Raw genomic sequence first — 15,725 nt, 5'->3', positions numbered from 1 at the left:
CGCCGTTCTACAGCCACGCGGACTACACGTGGACCCACCGCGCTCGACCCCAGATTCGCTCTAACTGCGCGAACCGCCGTTCAACGTACCCGTCCGATTCCTGAGTCCTCCTGACCGCCCGACATACACCCTTCGTTTCGTCGCTAAGAACGGACGTCACCGCGACGTCAAGGCGAGCGAACTGCAGGTCCGACATCCGTCAAGCCGGCCACGACGCGTCATCGTCCAGCGGGAAGATGGGGCGCGGCACTCGTTCGTACGACAATTCGACGAGACGCTGGTCGGTCTCCCCCGGCGTCAACGCGAACAGGGGTCGCTCGGCGATGTCCTTCCACGCCGGACTGAGGTAGCCGCTCTTCAACACGATTACGTCTCGCTCCATGGGGTCGACACCGAGGCGTCGGAGGAAGTCGGGGTCCCGGTGGACGTTCGTCCGGCGGTCGGTGACCACCACGTCGACGCCACCGTCGAGCGACACGCGGGCCAACTTCGCGTCCGCCACGTCATCAACGGCGGCGACGGTACTTGATACCTCCAGCGGAGTCCCGTCCGGGTACGACCGGCCCAGCGAGAGCGACACGTCAGCGTCGACACCGGCGTCACGGCACATCGCGTAACAGGCACGGTCGACGATGACGGCGAACACCGGCGTCCCAAGGTCGGTTCGATTTAGCATCGCCGCGAGGAGGTTCGTCGTGTTCTCGTTCGCCCCCGCGCCGGGGATGTCGCCGGTGTCGGCGACGACGACTGGGGACGCTCGCTCGCCCGCAGCCTCGTCCAGCGCGACCGACGGCTCGTACGCTTCTGTGTTGAACCCGAAGTCGTGTCGCCGCCGCCAGAACGCCGCCGCGAGGTTGCTCGCCGTCTGCGTGACGGTCTCCGCATCCGACGCGTCGCCGGTGACCACCGCGTGGCATCCGGCGTGCGGTGAGTCAGCCCACGGGAATCCGAGGAAGAAGTTGGCGTCGTAGATTCCTGTCTTCTCATCGGCATCACGGAGTTTCTGCACCAACGAGCGCATCGGTTCGGCTGCTGACTCAGACTGCTCGCCGGCGACGAGAACGGGAATCGACTCCCAGCGGAGAACAGGCGACGCCTCACTACGGACGGCCGCCAGCAACAGTTCGGCCGCCCGCGACCCCGTCTCCGCCACGTCGGTGTGCGGCGCAGTCCGGTAGCCGGCGACGCCGTCGAGGTGGGTGACCATCGGTTCAGTTATCGTCGCGTGCATGTCCAGCGCCGCCGTGACGGGAACGTCGGGACCGACCGCTTCTCGAACCGTCGCTAGTAACGTTCCCTCCGGGTCGGGTTCATCCTCGACATACATCGACCCGTGGAGGTCGAGACACACCCCGTCGACCGACTCGTCCCCCAGAGCGTCGCGGAACTGTCGTTTCATCCACTCGAACGCCTCGCGCTCGACCGTGGGAGCAGGAAGCGCGCTCGCGCCGAACGTCGGCACGATGTCGGCCCCCGAGGCGCTGAGCGTCTCGACGATGCCGTCGAGCGATCGACCGACGTCCGATTCGAGCAGGTCATCGCCGGCCGCCGTCGTGAACGCGTCAACGCCGGTCCTCCCCGCCGCAAAGGTGTTCGTCTCGTGGCTCATCGCTCCGACTGCGATTTTCATGTGCGAAGCCATTGCGACGAACCGACATGAATGTTCCCCGAAGCGATCGCGGAGTCAAACGGGCTGTCGACGTCTCTTTCCGGTGTTCACTCCCTGTACGGTGAACATCGGTTAACAGTCGCAACAGTCCGTGTCAGTCATTAGATCCGTTCGGGTCGAGACGGTCCGGGTTGGGGAACTCCGGTTCGGCGCGGGCCTGCGTGGGACCAGTCCGACGCAGGACATCGTGCACGACCGTTGTCCGGCGGAGGAGGTAGAGGAACGCAACGGGGGGCAGGAGAAACGACGAGAGGTAGAGGTACCGGGTCCACCCCCACGCCGCGCCCGCCGCAGTCAGCGCTTTGAGATCGTAACGTATCATCGGCGTCACGGCGAGACCAAACGGTACCCACAGCACCGCCGCCAGCCCTCCGAGACCGACCGAGAGCAGCCCGGGTGTGCCCCCGAGGATGACGAACGCAAAGAAGTACAGGCCGAGGGCGGCCGCAACGCGATCGAACCACGGCGACGGAACCGGCGGAATCGGCTCCTCGTCAACGCCAAGCAACGCGACGGAGTCGGGGTCGCTGGTCTCGGCGAACTCGGCCCGTCGCCGGAGAAGGTACGCAGCCCCGACGAGGACGTTGACGAGGGGGACGGATGCACCGGCCAGCCAGAACCGCACCGACGGATTCCAATGCGTGTGACCGCGGACGTGTTCGGCGTCGAGGTACAGACACGTCGGTAATCCGGAAAGGGCTAGCAGGATAACCGGTCCCGAGAACACAGTACTGATGACGCCTGTCGAAACGACGGTAGAGAGGAGATTGACGCCGACGAGAGCGACCCAGAAGACGATACCGACGACGATGCCGTACGCCCATCGGGCCGAAGGGACCGTGTTGCGGAGTGCGCTTTCGCGGCGGATACAGTAGGCGGTGGCCGCGGCGATATTTGCCAACCAGACGACGGAGACGAGGAGCCACGGCCCTATCCCAGGGTCCCACGCCGCGTCGTCGCGTATCGACCGCCAGTCGAGGGCGAGGAAGATGGGAAGCAGGAACCAGAGGGCGAACAGGAGGCCGCGGAGTCCGAGACCGACGTCGGGCGTCGAGAGGAGCGCAGTCAGGTCTGCGGTCCGACCGAGGAAGAGGTACAGCGCCCAGAGGAGCGCCGTCGTCGCCGTGCCATACCACCAACCAATGCTCATGAGCGTTGAGTACGAGGGAGGGATGTAAAAAGACCGGGTGTCAGTGCGGCCACGGCCGACTCGGCCAGAAGTACGAGAGGAGCGTCAGGAGGAGTAAGAGCACCGTGCCCGCCTTCAGGACGATGCCCGCGCCGAACTCCCGACGGACGAACGAGAGGTAGCCGAGGGCGAGCGTGACGATTCCAAACACGAGGACGCCCGCCAGTACCGGCTCGTTCATGCTCGCTGTACCGATTTTTAGTGGAAGAAGCGCCGGAATCATCCTTTCGACCCCGTGAGGGCGATACCCTCCATGAACGTCTTCTGCGCGAGCAGGTAGGCAGTTACCACCGGCAGTGCGGCGATGATGGCCGCCGCCATCAACTGTCCCCACTTCGAGCCGTACTGGCCGGTGAGCCCGGCGAGACCGACCTGTAGTGGGTACATCGACGAGTCCGAGAGGACGATGAGCGGCCACAGGAACGCACCCCAGATAAACGTAAACGTGAACACAGCGAGCGACGATAGCGCCGGCTTCGCCATCGGGAGCATGATGCGGGTGTAAATCTGCAGGGTGCTACAACCGTCCATCCGTGCCGCCTCCAGATACGAGTCCGGGACGGAGAGGAAGAACTGCCGCATCATGAACACGCCGAACGGATTGGCGATGTAGAGCAGCATCACCGCCCAGTACGTGTTGACGAGGTCGAACTTCGACATCTCGATGTAGAGGGGGACGACGATTGCCTGCGGTGGGACGATGAGCGTCCCGACTACGAGCAGATAGACCAACCGCTGTCCCCTGAAGTCGCCCTTCGCCAGCGCGTAGCCTGCGAGGCTGTCCAACAGGAGCGTGAAGAATACCACGCCCGCCGCGAGCAGCAGGCTGTTGAATATCCAGCGATCGAGCGGATTCTGCATCCAGATGTTAACGTAGTTCATCAGCGTCGGCTCTGCCGGAATGATCTGCGCCATGTTCCGGAAGATGTTTTCCTCCGGTTTCAGTGACGTCATCAGCGCGTACGCGAACGGGACGATCGCAAGTGCGCTGGCGACGATGAGGATGCCGTGGGCGACGGCCTTGACGACGTACTGGCCGGGACCGGCCGCGTGGTCCGTCGTCAGGTCGCCCTCGCTCGCGAGGTCGAGGTCAGTACTCAACGTCGGACCCCCACGTTCGCTGCTGGATGATGCTCAGCGTGAATACGATAACCAACAGGACGACGGCCATCGCGCTGGCGTAGCCGTAGTTGTACTGCCCGAAGCCTTGCTCCCAGAAGTAGAACATCAGGGTGTACGTCGAGTGGACTGGACCGCCGTTCGTCATGACGTACACCTGCGTGTAGACGCGGAACGAGAATATCATCGTGACGACGATGACGAAGAACGCCGTCGGCTTGAGGAGCGGCAAAGTGATATATCGGAAACGCTGCCACCGGTTCGCGCCGTCCACGATGGCGGCCTCGTAATAGTGGTCGGGGATGCCACCTAGACCGGCGAGGAAGATGACCATGTTAAACCCGATGTGCTTCCAGATACTCATCGCCGTTATCGCGGGCATCGCCAGCGCACGGTTGCCGAGCCAGTCGTACGTCGGAAGGCCCAACGACGCGAGCGTAATGTTGAGGATGCCGTTCGTCGGGCTGTAAATCCACGTCCAGATGAGCGAGACGACCACCCACGACGTGACGACAGGCAAGAATATCGCCGCCGAATAGAAGCGCGTCCCGCGGAGCTTCATGTTGAGGAGCAACGCGAGGCCGAGGGCGATGGGGACGTCGAACAGCAATAGCATCACGGCGTAGAAGACGGTGTTCTGTAGCGACTTCCAGAACACGGCATCGTTGAGTAACTGCACGTAGTTCTGGAGTCCCACGAACGGGTGCGTCTGTGCCAACGGTGCCCAGTCATGAAGACTCACGTAGAACGCCCCGAGGAATGGGATGATCATGATGATGGCGAACAGCGCCACCTTCGGAATTACGATGGCGTACCACGCCGGGTTCGTCCGCGCGTCAATGATGCCGATCTCCGTCAGCCATTCGGACACCTGTTTCGGAATCTCTCGGGCTGTGTTGGTACTCATGGTACTCGGTGTTCCTCAGAGGACACTCTTGATCTCCTTCGCGGCGTTGTCGAGCGCTTTCTTCGGTTCTGTCCCGGTCCAGAGCGCCTGTGCAGAGGTGTGAACGGCACTCCACATCGTGGCCACCTCTGGGTGGTCCGGGAACGAGACGGTGTTCGGCATCTCCTGTTCAATGGTCTTCAGTTTGGGGTGCTCCTTGATGTAGTTCGTGAAGTAGTCCGTTTCGTAGGCCGACTTGAGCCCGGGGAAGCCGCCGATGGCCTCCACGACGCGCTTCTGCGTCTCTTTGGACGAGATGTATTCGAGGAACCGAAGTCCGGCCTTCCGGTTCGAGCCGCCCCGAGTCGGGACGGAGTAGTACACGCCCGCAGACCACGTATGACTCGTGTCAATGCGGGGTCCGCTCGGGTGGGGGACGTACTGCCAGTCGATGCCGGACTCCTCCATCCGGCCGTAGTCCCACGACCCGGCGTAGTACATCGGGATATTCTCTGATTCGAACTGCGCTCCCGCGGTAGTTGCGCCGCCGCCGGTGTACGTCGCAATCTTCTTGTCCATCACCATCGGCTGCAGGAAGTTCGCAGCTTCGAGGGCAGCGTCGTTGTTAATTATCGCCTTCGTGCCGTCATCGTTGATGTAGCCGCCGCCGTTCGAGAGGACGAAGCCGTCGAATCCTTCGCCGGCGGGCATCCCGTAGCCAGTACCGTGCTCCTTCGCCAGCGCGTCGACCCACGACTTCCACTCCTCCCACGACGGACGTTCGAGCGGGTCTGGGATTTCGAGGCCCGCCTGCTCGAACATGGTCTTGTTTATCGCCAGCGCCCGACAGTCGGCGTACCACGGGACGCTGTAGAGCGAGCCGCTCGACATCGCATTGCGCTTCGCCCCCGCGACGTAGTTGGATGGATCGAACCCCTCCTCTTCGAGGTTGAGGATGACCTCCTGGGACGCGTACCGCGGAACCCACAGCACCGACAGCGCTGTCGTGTCTGGGGCGTTTCCGCCTTGGAGCGCCGAGGTGAACTTGGCGGTGAAGTCCTCGAACGGAAACGTCTGCCAGTTGATTTTCGTCCCAGTCATCTCCTCGAACTCCGCCGCCTGTTCCTCGCGGATCGGTTGGAGGGAGGGATCGTTCCACGCCCAGTTCGTCATCGAATCTGGCATGTTACCCGACGAAGATCCCGTGCCCGTACCGTTAGACCCGCCGCCGCCGGTTCCACCGCTACAGCCGGCGAAACCCGCGACACCAGCCGAACTAATCGCTGTAAGGAGCGTGCGCCTATTCACTCTAGACATGCATTCACATGACATATTTGTGGGACCATAACGTTTTCCCCGGTAGTGGGGTGAATGTCCGTTCTGACGGAGCGATAGGTGGTGAGGATTTGTGCCGGTCAAGTACACGTACAGTCGCTAATCGGATCTGTTGGATTACTTGATCAGAGACTCGTAATCGAAAGGACAGTACAACAGTTCGTATCAGACGCTGGGCTGGTTCAACTGCATCTCCGTCGGCGCCGTCCGGTTCTTAATGGCCTCACCGGACGCACCGTCGAAGAGGTGAATCTTGTCCTCCGGGAACTCGATGTGGACGTTCGCTCCCTCGTTTATCACCGTGTCGCCGTCGACGCTGACGGTGTAGGTGACGCCGTCGTCAAGCTCGAAGTACACGTAGCTTGCCTCGCCGAGGGGTTCTACCACTTGAACGGTGACGGGGAACGAGGACTCTGTCTCCTCGGGGACAACGCGGACGTCCTCGGGTCGGATGCCGAGTGTGAGAGCGTCGTTTGCACCTGCCTCTCGAATCAGCGAGAGGGTGTCGTCGCTCAGCGGGTACTCGAACTGCTCGTGTTCCAGGACACTCCGTTCAGACCTGACCTGCACGTTAGTGAAGTTCATGCTCGGGGAACCGATGAAGCCCGCGACGAACTTGTTCGCCGGTTCGTGGTAACATTCGAGAGGCGTGCCTATCTGCTGGAGTTCGCCGTCGTTCAGGATGACGACACGATCGCCCATCGTCATCGCCTCCGTCTGATCGTGTGTGACGTAGATGGTCGTCACGCCGAGTCGTCGCTGGAGTTCCTGCAGTTCGGTCCGCATTGTCGTCCGCAACTTGGCGTCCAGATTAGAGAGGGGTTCGTCCATGAGGAACACCTCGGGTTCGCGGACGATAGACCGGCCGAGAGCGACTCGCTGTTGTTGGCCGCCAGAGAGTTCGCCCGGTTTCTTCTCTAAGAGGTCCTCGATGCCCATCATCTCGGCCGTGCGCTGGACTCTGTCGTGTATCTCGTCCTTCGGGAGATCCGTTCCCATGCGCAGACCAAACGACATATTCTCCCGTGCGGTCATGTGCGGGTACAGCGCGTAGTTTTGAAACACCATCGCCATGTCCCTGTCCGTCGCACTCTTGGTCGTAATATCGTTGCCATTGAGGCGGATAGTTCCACTCGTCGGGAGTTCAAGGCCGGCAATGCATCGGAGCGTCGTTGACTTTCCGCACCCGGAGGGGCCGACGAACACGATGAATTCGCCATCCTCGACATCGATGTCGAGTCCGTTGACGGCGACGATATCGCCGTTGTCGCCTTGAAATACCTTGGTCAAATCGCCCAAGCTAAGCGTTCCCATATCCCGTAGACTCCTGCTCTCGGTATAAATTTCTTACCCCCTCTGCGCTCGCTCCTCATGCGGAACGTTGACACTAATCTATAACTCGGCGGAGCGTGCAACTGAGGACGCATGAAGTTCGCACTCAACCAGATGGGGTTCCCAGCCGACGGCCTCGGCAGGAACGCAGAACTCATCGCCGACGCCGGCTACGACGGCATCGAACCGAATCTGACGGCCGACGGACCCCTCTGGGACGACGACTCCGTGACCGACTTCGGGAGGCGAATCGATTCCCTCGACCTCACCGTTCCCGCCATCTCCACGACGCTCCACTGGAAAGACCAACTCGCCAGCGACGACCAGGCGGCACGCGCCGCCGGCATCGACGTGGGTAAGCGGATGATCGAACTCGCGGCCGACCTTGAGGCGGGCGCCATCCTCGTGGTACCAGGCGTCGTCGAGGACGGGACGCCGTACGACGCGGTGTACGACCGCGCGTTGGACTCGGTTCGAGCGCTCGCCACCGTCGGCGCTGAACACGACGTCACCATCTGCGTCGAGAACGTATGGAACGACTTCCTCCTCTCGCCGCTGGAGTTTGCCGAGTTCGTCGACCGAGCGTCCACCTCGGGTCCGGTGGGCGCGTACTTCGATGTCGGGAACGTCAGGCGGTACGGCCGCCCCGAACAGTGGATTCGCATCCTCGGCAACCGTATCGAACGCGTCCACGTCAAGGACTACCGCACCGACGTGGATACGATGGAGGGCTTTACCTATCCGCTCGAAGGCGACGTTGACTGGGTCGCGGTGGCCGAGGCGTTGGCCGATATCGGGTACGACGGATGGATAACCGCTGAGGTTCCCCCGTACCGGACCGCCCCTGAACGGATGCTTCCGCGCGTCCGTTCAGACCTCGACTACCTGTTCTCGTAGCCGCCGGCACAACGCTTATTATCGCCTTCTCTGAGTTTCGTGTGTATGCATCTCACAGCAGTAGTCGCACATCCCGACGACGCAGACATCTTCTGCGGCGGGACGCTCGCAAAGCACGCAGACCGAGGCGACGACGTCACCATCGTCTACATGACGCGCGGCGAGTACGGCGGGTCCGACACCACCGAGGAGAAACTCGCGGCGACGCGGGAGGCGGAGGCCGAGGCGGCCGCCGAGGCACTCGGCGCGAACGCCCTGTTCCTCGGCTTCGAGGACGGGCGAGTGACGTACTCCTTAGAGAACCGACTAGAACTGGTCGAGGTGCTTAGGCGCCTCGACCCGGACGCGGTACTCACGCACTTCCGCGACGACATGCATCCAGACCACCGGACGACGTCTCGGTTGGTGACAGACGCATACTACATGTGCTCGCTACCCCTGTTGGAGACGGAAGCTGACCCGTGCGAACCGTCGAACGTCTACTACTTTGGCAAGCCGACGTCGTCGTTCGAACCGGAGATACACATCGATATCAGCGAGTACCAATCGACGAAGCAGAAGGCCATCCTCGAACATGAGTCGCAGGTAGAGTGGTTGGAGGAGCACGGCGGCATCGACACAGAGTTCGACGGCCTTATCGAGGGCGTCCGCGCCGAGGCGCGCGTCCTCGGGCGGACGCGAGGCGTTGAGTTCGCCGAGGGGTTCGTCGCCCTCCACAAGGGCGCAGACGATTACCTCGGCTGAACCGACCCGACGCCGCCAACCTCCTTCTTGCGTGGTTCGATACGCCGACGAGCTACTATCTTGGTAGTTAATCTCTACCTTTGGCTTTACAATTCTATCAATGTAATGCGATACAGGTGAAACGAGGGGTGAGGGGGAGAAGTGCGTCGTCACTAGCCCCACCTAGATTCGGTCTGTGCGACTCGCCGATGCGTTTATGCCGGGCGTATGGTTAGTGTCAACGTATGACAGCGCAGGACGGACCGACCGCGAACGCGAGCGCCCTAGGGGATGCGTTTAGCGCCCACGGCCGCGTCTTCTCGAACAAGGAACTCCTCAACGTCGGCTACGTGCCGAATCCGTCAGCCATCGTCGCACGCAACGATGAGATTCGCCGTCTTGCCACCGCGCTCAACCCTGCCATCACCGGTGACAACCCGAGCAACGCGTTCCTGTACGGGAAGACGGGGACCGGGAAGTCCCTCTGCGCGCGGTACGCGACGAACCGCATCGCGGAGGCCGCCGCCGATAACGACGTGTCGGTCGGCAAAGCCCACATCGACTGCTCGCAGGAGAACACCGAGACGCGCGCGGTCAGAGCGACGGTTCGAGCGCTGAACGACCCTGACGAGACGGGTATCACCGTCCCGGAGACTGGATACGGTCGATCGCGGTACTACAGCCTCCTCTGGGAAGTCCTCGACGACCGATTCGACGTTGCCTTCGTCGTCCTCGACGAGATAGACTGTCTCGATGGGGCCGACTACCTCATGCAGCTCTCCCGCGCGACCGAGGCGAAGAAACTCCGTCACTGCTCGGTTGGCATCGTCGGTATCAGTAACAAAATAAAGTACCGCGACCGCCTTGACGAACGCGTTAAGAGCAGCCTGCAGGAGCGAGAACTCGTGTTCACGCCCTACGACAGCGACGCCCTCCGTGAGATAATCCGAAGCCGACTTGACGCGTTCGACGAGGGCATCCTCACCGACGAGGCGGTGGCCGAATGCGCCTCCCTCGCCGCCGAGGAACATGGCGACGCCCGCAAGGCCATCAATCTCCTCCGCCACACGGGCGAACTCGCCGCCAGCGAGGGCGCTGACACCATCACCGTCGACCACGTCCACCGGGCGAAGAACCTCGCCGAACAGGACCGGGTGGGGGCCCTCCTCGTGGGGGCGACGGCCCAGCAGAAGGCGACGTTGCTTGCCGTGGTCTCTCTCGCCCTCGTGGAGAAGACGCGGACGTTCAAGACCTCCGAGGTATACTCAGCGTACGAGGACATCTGCGCGGAGGCCGGACTGGAGGTCCTCTCGAATCGGCGCGTCCACGACCTGCTCCGCGAGTGGGAGTTCCTCGAAGTGCTGGAGATAGAGCGCACGGGGGGCGGGCGGGCGCAAGGGAGTTACCTCCAGCACCGTCTGCTGGAGGATCCGTCGGTCATCCGTTCGGTCTTTGACCGGAGCGACCGGTTCGCTGGAATCGGGTTCACTGCCGGCAACGTCACGACCACGTGGTCTAACATCTGAGAGGGATTTTCGGAGTTGCTCGTAGATCCCGGCCTAAGTCATCGAATTGCGGTCTCGGTGCCGAAGCGACGTCACCTCCGACTGGCTACGATAACTCCTCTACCCGTCGGTCGCACAAAAATTAATAAGGGACGTTAAACAACTACGTGTTGATGCAACGTATCGGAATCGTAGGCAGTGGCTTCATGGCCACTACCCACGCCAATTGTTACCAAGAAATACCGGGGGCGGAGATAGCCGCTGTGGCGTCCCTCGAAGACGACCGGGAGGAGTTCGCCGCCGAACACGCACCGAACGCGGACACCTACGGAGACGCGATCGAGATGATGGACGACGCCGACCTCACGGCCGTCGACATCTGTTCGCCGACCCCGACACACCAACCGTTCGTCGAGGCCGCTGTCGACCGCGGCCTCAACGTCTTCTGTGAGAAACCCCTCGCTCGGACCGTCGAGGACGCCGACGCCATCGTCGACGCAGTGAACGGGTCCGACGTCACCTTCATGACCGGGCACGTACTGCGCTACTTCCCCGAGTACGTCGAGGCAAAGAAGCGAGTCGACGCGGGTGAAATCGGGACACCGGGCACCCTCTCGACGGAACGGCTCTCGTCGCCGCCGCGGTACGGCAGCAACTCCTGGTTCGGTCACAAAGAGAAGAGCGGAGGTGTTCTCCTCGACATGGCCATCCACGACTTCGACTACCTCCGGTGGGTGATCGGCGAGGTGGACCGCGTGTTCGCCCGCACCGCCGAGTGGGACGGCGGACACCTCCACCAGCACTCCTCCGTGATACTCCGGTTCGAAGATGGCACCGTTGGCCACGTCGAGGCGTCGTGGGCCTACCCTGAGGGAGCGCCGTTCCTCACGAGTTACGAATTCGCGGGCGACGAGGGAATGCTGGAGTTCGACGCCCGCGACGAGAACGCCGTCCGCGTCACCGGTGGGGCCGAAGGGACGAACGCGCCTGCCAGCCCTCTCGCAGAGAGTCCGTACACGAAGGAACTCCGGCACTTCGTCGACTGCGCAGAGAACGGCGACACGCCAGACATCACGCCTGAGGATGCCCGCGAAGCGGTCAGAATCGCCCTCGCCGCAATCGAGTCGAGCGAACGTGGTGAACCGGTCTCCCCGTCGGAGGTAGGCGCATGACCGTCCACATCGGTATCTGTTCGACCGCGCACCTGCACGCCGACTCCTACGCCGCCGCACTCTCAGCCCACCCGAACGCGACGTTCGTCGGCGTTACTGAAACCGACGACGCAGTAGCCGACGCTCGCGCGAAGGCGGACGAGTACGGCGTCGACTACCGCGACCCGGATGACCTGTTCGCCGCCGCCGACGGCGTCGTCGTCTGCTCGACGAACGCCGACCACCTCGCGTGGGTCGAACGCGCGGCCGACGCTGGCGTCAACGTACTCTGCGAGAAACCGCTAGCTCCGTCCCTCGGTGAGGCGGAGGAGATAGTGACCACCTGCCGCCACGCCGACGTTAACCTCGGTGTGGCGATGCCGCTTCGCTTCAGCCAGCCCGTGCGGAACGCGAAGACGGCGATAGAGAACGGTGTCCTCGGCAACCTGCAGTTCCTCAGCGGGACAAACCGGGGGAAGATGCCCGGCGGGTGGTTCGTCGACGACGACGAGTCAGGCGGTGGAGCGGTCATCGACCACACGGTCCACATCCTTGACGTGGTCCGTTGGCTCACCGGCGAAGAGGTCGAGGAGGTGTACGCCGAGGCCGACACCCGGTTCCACGACATCCCCGTCGAGGACGTGAACCTCCTGTCGATGACGCTGACCGATGGGACGGAGTTCGTCCTCGACGGATCCTGGAGCAAGCCCGACGAGTGGGACTTCTGGGGCGATGCGACGCTCCGACTCGTGGGTACCGAGGGCGTCGTCTCCATCGACTGCTTCGACCAGACGATAAAGCAGACCCAGGACACCGACGATCCGGGCATCCAGCGCATCTTCTGGGGGTCGAACCCGGACGAGGGCCTTATCGACGACTTCGTCGAGAGCGTAGACGAGGACCGCCCGCCGGCGAAGACCGGTGCCGACGCCGTGAACGACATCGCCGTCGTGGAGGCGGCGTACGAATCGATAGGCGAGACAGAACCGGTCTCTGTCGAACAGACCGAACTTACTGCACCGACGAACTAGCGAGCACCGAACGCAGGCCGGTCAGTACGTAACTTCCACGGGTTCCCCGCATTCGACAGATTCGTAGGCGGCGGCGATGACGGCCGCAGTTCGGACGGCGTCGTCCATCGACGTGGCGGGCGTCGTCTCACCTCGAATCGACGCGACAAACTCCTGCAAAAGGGCGTTGTTCGGGTCTGCACCCCAGTAGATGTCCTCGTTGGACGCGTCCTGGTTCGTGTCGCTGACGTGGGTGTACTGGTGACCGAAGCAGTCGGCAGAAAGCGTCGTCTCCGTACCGACCAGTTCGACGCTCGCGTCGCCCCAGAACGGGTTCTTCTGCGGCGTACTCCACGACCCGTCGAGGACGAACGACGCGCCGTTCGAGAGCGTCATCGACAGGAGGTTCACGTCCTCGACGGGGATGTCGTAGAACCGCGTGTCGGCCTCGGCGTACACCTCCTCGACCTCTTCGCCGGTAATCCACCGCACGATGTCGACGATGTGGTCGGTGTGATCAGCTATCGCGCCGCCGCCGGCCAGTTCGGGGTCGACGAACCACCCGCCGGGCATCCGACCGCGGTTGGTGCCGGAAACGGAGACGAGTTCACCGAGTGCGCCAGCCTCGTACCGTTCTTTGGCTCGTTCCATCGGGCGACTGTACCGAATCGGCATCGCCATCCCCGTCGGAACGTCGCTCTCGGCGCACTGGTCTCGAATCGCCTTCGCCGTCGAGAGCGACGTCGCCAGCGGTTTCTCGCAGAGGACGGCTACGTCGTTGTGGAGGGCGAGTTCGACCAACTCCTCGTGGACGGCTGTCGGCGAACAGACGACGACGCCGTCGGCCGCCCGCATCAGTTCGCGGTGCGTCATCGGCGTCGTCCCGACGCGATTCGCCCACTTTCGGGCCCGCGCGCGCGTCCGCTCGGAGATGCCGACGAGGTCCGCGTCCGGGAGTTTCGACAGGAGGGCGGCGTACACCTCGGCGTTGACGTGCGCCGTCGAACAGACGCCGACGGGGACGGTCATTCCGACACCTCCGCCAGCGGAACCGGTCGCCCCTTCTCGATGGACCGCCGGAGGGCTATCGCGCCGCGCGTGGACGCCGTCGGCCCGACGCCGTCCGACGCTCCCTCGTCGTCGCGGAGGGCGTCAGCGAACGCCCGCAGCGAACGCCCGCAGCAGTCGTCCTCGGGCGGGTCTACCGAGAGGGGCTCGGCGCCCTCCCAGAGGGCGGCGGACCGCGTGCCGTCTTCGAAGTCAAGTCGGCCGTGCGACCCGCTGTACTCGACTTCGACGTGCGGCGATGGGGCGGACGCCCCGCACCACGTCACTTCGACGGTGGCCCGGCCGCCGTCGCGGAATGCCAGCATCGCGTGCAGGGTGTCGTATCTGTCTCCCGCCCGCGCCCTGGCGAACGCCCGCTCGATGGGGCCGAACGTCCACTCGAGGATATCAACATCGTGCGCTGCGATGGCGCAGAGCACGCCCTCATAGCCGTCAACGCCAGCGACGCCGTCGTAGGTGACGTTCCAGCCGCTCCCGTCGAACGGGGCCGTCCGCTTGACCCGCGCGACGCCCACGTCGCCGATGCTCCCCTTCTCGACGGCCGAGCGGAGTTGCTCGTAGAGGCGCGAGAACCGGTGCGGAGAGGTGGCGAGTACCCATCCGTCGCCGTCGGTGGCCTCCGAGACGACAGCGTCGAACCGCCTCTCGTGGAGGGCGAACGGTGGGTCGCAGCGTACCGGGACGCCGGCGTCGAGCGCGTCGTCGACAGCCTCGGCGAAGTCGAAGCCGGGACCGCAGACGTCGACACCCTCGGCGTCCGTCTCCGAAAGTGCCGAGACGACGGAACTGTGCGTCGGTACCTCGATGCTGGACGCCGCGTCCGTTTCACCCACGACGCCACAGACGGTGACGCCGTCGAACCGTTCGTAGCGAGACGCGTGCGCTTGTACCGCCGGACCGCGTCCCACGACGACGATACCGTGCATGCGATTTCGTACCACATCGCCACAGATAAGCATTGTGACCTGTTTTTTCGACGCTCGGGCGACGACGATAGACGCCGTCGCCGGCGCGTCCGTCGTTACTCCGTCGGCTCACCGGGTATCGAGGAGATCGCGAACCCGGTCAGAACTCGTTTCGAGCGTCGCCGCCGGGTCGGTCGTCAGGCCGTTCTCGTGGATCACCCACTCAGCGTCGGCGTTTCTGGCGGCACGGACGCACGCCGGGAGGTCGACTACGCCGTCGTCCAGTTCGACATGGAGGGTGTCGTCGTCGCCGGGGATCGTATCGGTCAGGTGGACGAGCGAGATGCGGTCGGCGTATCGGTCGAGATACGTCGTCGGGTCGACGCCACCGTGCTGTGCGAGACCCACGTCGAACTCCAGTCGGAGTCGGTCGTCGGTTCTGGCCACGAGGGCGTCGTACGCCGTCTCGGACGGGCCGTCCACATCAGCGAACTCGTAAGCGTGGTTGTGGTAGTGAGCCTCGAACCCGTCGTCGGCGAGGCGGTCCGCCAGCGAGAGGAGATCATCGGCTGTCTCTGCGACGGCCGACTCGGACTCGAAACCGGCCTCACCGTACGTCGGGACGATAACGTGTTCGCATCCCACCGTCCGATATGCCTCGAGGGTTGCCTCGTACTCGGTTCGAAGCGTCTCTAGCGGGACGTGCGCGCCGACGGCTTCGAGACCGGTCTCAGCGAGGGTCTCCGCCACCGACTCTGGCGTCTCCTCACCCAAGCCGGCGAACTCGACTCCTTCGTAGTCTGTGTCAGCGACGCGGCGGAGCGTCTCTGAAAGCGGCATCTGGAGCGCTCTGAGCGTGTACAGCTGAATAGCTGGGCGAGCCATGTACCGACCGACGGTTGCCTCCCACATAGCCGTTCCCCAGGGAAACGAGAG

General features: G+C 63.4%; 15 protein-coding genes. 5 read left to right on the top strand and 10 right to left on the bottom strand.

Features of this window, described 5'->3' with window-relative positions; all coding sequences use genetic code 11:
• Window positions 1–199 precede the first annotated feature (199 nt).
• The 7 genes from ACFQEV_RS01315 to ACFQEV_RS01285 form a co-directional block, all read right to left on the bottom strand.
• The gene (locus tag ACFQEV_RS01315; RefSeq protein ID WP_379692098.1) at window positions 200–1,630 is read right to left on the bottom strand and encodes a M81 family metallopeptidase; all 1,431 of its coding nucleotides are present in this window, start codon (window positions 1,628–1,630) and stop codon (window positions 200–202) included.
• A 133-nt stretch (window positions 1,631–1,763) separates the two neighbouring features.
• Window positions 1,764–2,819: a hypothetical protein gene (locus ACFQEV_RS01310; RefSeq protein ID WP_379692097.1), complete on the bottom strand. Its 1,056-nt coding sequence runs from the start codon at window positions 2,817–2,819 to the stop codon at window positions 1,764–1,766.
• Window positions 2,820–2,859: 40 nt separating this feature from the next.
• Window positions 2,860–3,039, bottom strand: coding sequence for a hypothetical protein (locus ACFQEV_RS01305; RefSeq protein ID WP_379692096.1), 180 nt, complete (start codon window positions 3,037–3,039; stop codon window positions 2,860–2,862).
• A 38-nt stretch (window positions 3,040–3,077) separates the two neighbouring features.
• Window positions 3,078–3,959: a carbohydrate ABC transporter permease gene (locus tag ACFQEV_RS01300; protein WP_379692095.1), complete on the bottom strand. Its 882-nt coding sequence runs from the start codon at window positions 3,957–3,959 to the stop codon at window positions 3,078–3,080.
• Window positions 3,949–4,884 carry a carbohydrate ABC transporter permease gene (locus tag ACFQEV_RS01295; protein WP_379692094.1) on the bottom strand — a complete coding sequence of 312 codons (936 nt, stop codon included), beginning with the start codon at window positions 4,882–4,884 and terminating at the stop codon, window positions 3,949–3,951. Before ACFQEV_RS01295 ends, ACFQEV_RS01300 begins: the two co-directional genes overlap by 11 nt.
• Window positions 4,885–4,899: 15 nt before the next feature.
• Complete coding sequence (locus ACFQEV_RS01290; RefSeq protein WP_379692093.1) at window positions 4,900–6,048, bottom strand: extracellular solute-binding protein; 1,149 nt, start codon at window positions 6,046–6,048, stop codon at window positions 4,900–4,902.
• 315 nt (window positions 6,049–6,363) lie between these two features.
• Window positions 6,364–7,512 (bottom strand): ABC transporter ATP-binding protein, encoded by a 1,149-nt coding sequence (locus tag ACFQEV_RS01285; protein WP_379692092.1) that lies wholly within the window; start codon window positions 7,510–7,512, stop codon window positions 6,364–6,366.
• A 111-nt stretch (window positions 7,513–7,623) separates the two neighbouring features.
• On the opposite strand from ACFQEV_RS01285, the gene ACFQEV_RS01280 reads away from it, so the two are divergent.
• From ACFQEV_RS01280 to ACFQEV_RS01260, 5 genes are all read left to right on the top strand, one after another.
• Entirely contained in the window at window positions 7,624–8,427 is an 804-nt protein-coding gene (locus tag ACFQEV_RS01280) for a sugar phosphate isomerase/epimerase family protein (RefSeq protein WP_379692091.1), read from the top strand.
• A gap of 45 nt (window positions 8,428–8,472) precedes the next feature.
• The gene (locus ACFQEV_RS01275) at window positions 8,473–9,171 is read left to right on the top strand and encodes a PIG-L deacetylase family protein (protein WP_379692090.1); all 699 of its coding nucleotides are present in this window, start codon (window positions 8,473–8,475) and stop codon (window positions 9,169–9,171) included.
• 224 nt (window positions 9,172–9,395) lie between these two features.
• The gene (locus ACFQEV_RS01270; RefSeq protein ID WP_379692089.1) at window positions 9,396–10,676 is read left to right on the top strand and encodes a Cdc6/Cdc18 family protein; all 1,281 of its coding nucleotides are present in this window, start codon (window positions 9,396–9,398) and stop codon (window positions 10,674–10,676) included.
• 152 nt (window positions 10,677–10,828) lie between these two features.
• On the top strand, window positions 10,829–11,827 hold the full coding sequence (locus tag ACFQEV_RS01265; RefSeq protein ID WP_379692088.1) for a Gfo/Idh/MocA family protein: 999 nt from the start codon (window positions 10,829–10,831) through the stop codon (window positions 11,825–11,827).
• Window positions 11,824–12,837: a Gfo/Idh/MocA family protein gene (locus ACFQEV_RS01260; protein ID WP_379692087.1), complete on the top strand. Its 1,014-nt coding sequence runs from the start codon at window positions 11,824–11,826 to the stop codon at window positions 12,835–12,837. The genes ACFQEV_RS01265 and ACFQEV_RS01260 overlap by 4 nt, the downstream gene beginning before the upstream one ends.
• Before the next feature lie 21 nt (window positions 12,838–12,858).
• Here ACFQEV_RS01260 and ACFQEV_RS01255 read toward each other — a convergent pair whose 3' ends face one another.
• The 3 genes from ACFQEV_RS01255 to ACFQEV_RS01245 form a co-directional block, all read right to left on the bottom strand.
• Window positions 12,859–13,845, bottom strand: coding sequence for a Gfo/Idh/MocA family protein (locus ACFQEV_RS01255; protein ID WP_379692086.1), 987 nt, complete (start codon window positions 13,843–13,845; stop codon window positions 12,859–12,861).
• Window positions 13,842–14,810 (bottom strand): Gfo/Idh/MocA family protein, encoded by a 969-nt coding sequence (locus ACFQEV_RS01250; protein ID WP_379692085.1) that lies wholly within the window; start codon window positions 14,808–14,810, stop codon window positions 13,842–13,844. Before ACFQEV_RS01250 ends, ACFQEV_RS01255 begins: the two co-directional genes overlap by 4 nt.
• A gap of 108 nt (window positions 14,811–14,918) precedes the next feature.
• Window positions 14,919–15,674, bottom strand: coding sequence for a sugar phosphate isomerase/epimerase family protein (locus ACFQEV_RS01245; protein WP_379692084.1), 756 nt, complete (start codon window positions 15,672–15,674; stop codon window positions 14,919–14,921).
• Between the last annotated feature and the right edge of the window lie 51 nt (window positions 15,675–15,725).

This window comes from Halopelagius fulvigenes (genome assembly GCF_042662625.1).
Taxonomy (GTDB): Archaea; Halobacteriota; Halobacteria; order Halobacteriales; family Haloferacaceae; genus Halopelagius; species Halopelagius fulvigenes.
Note: the sequence above shows the minus strand (reverse complement) of the source record. Positions and strands in the feature narration are given on the sequence as shown.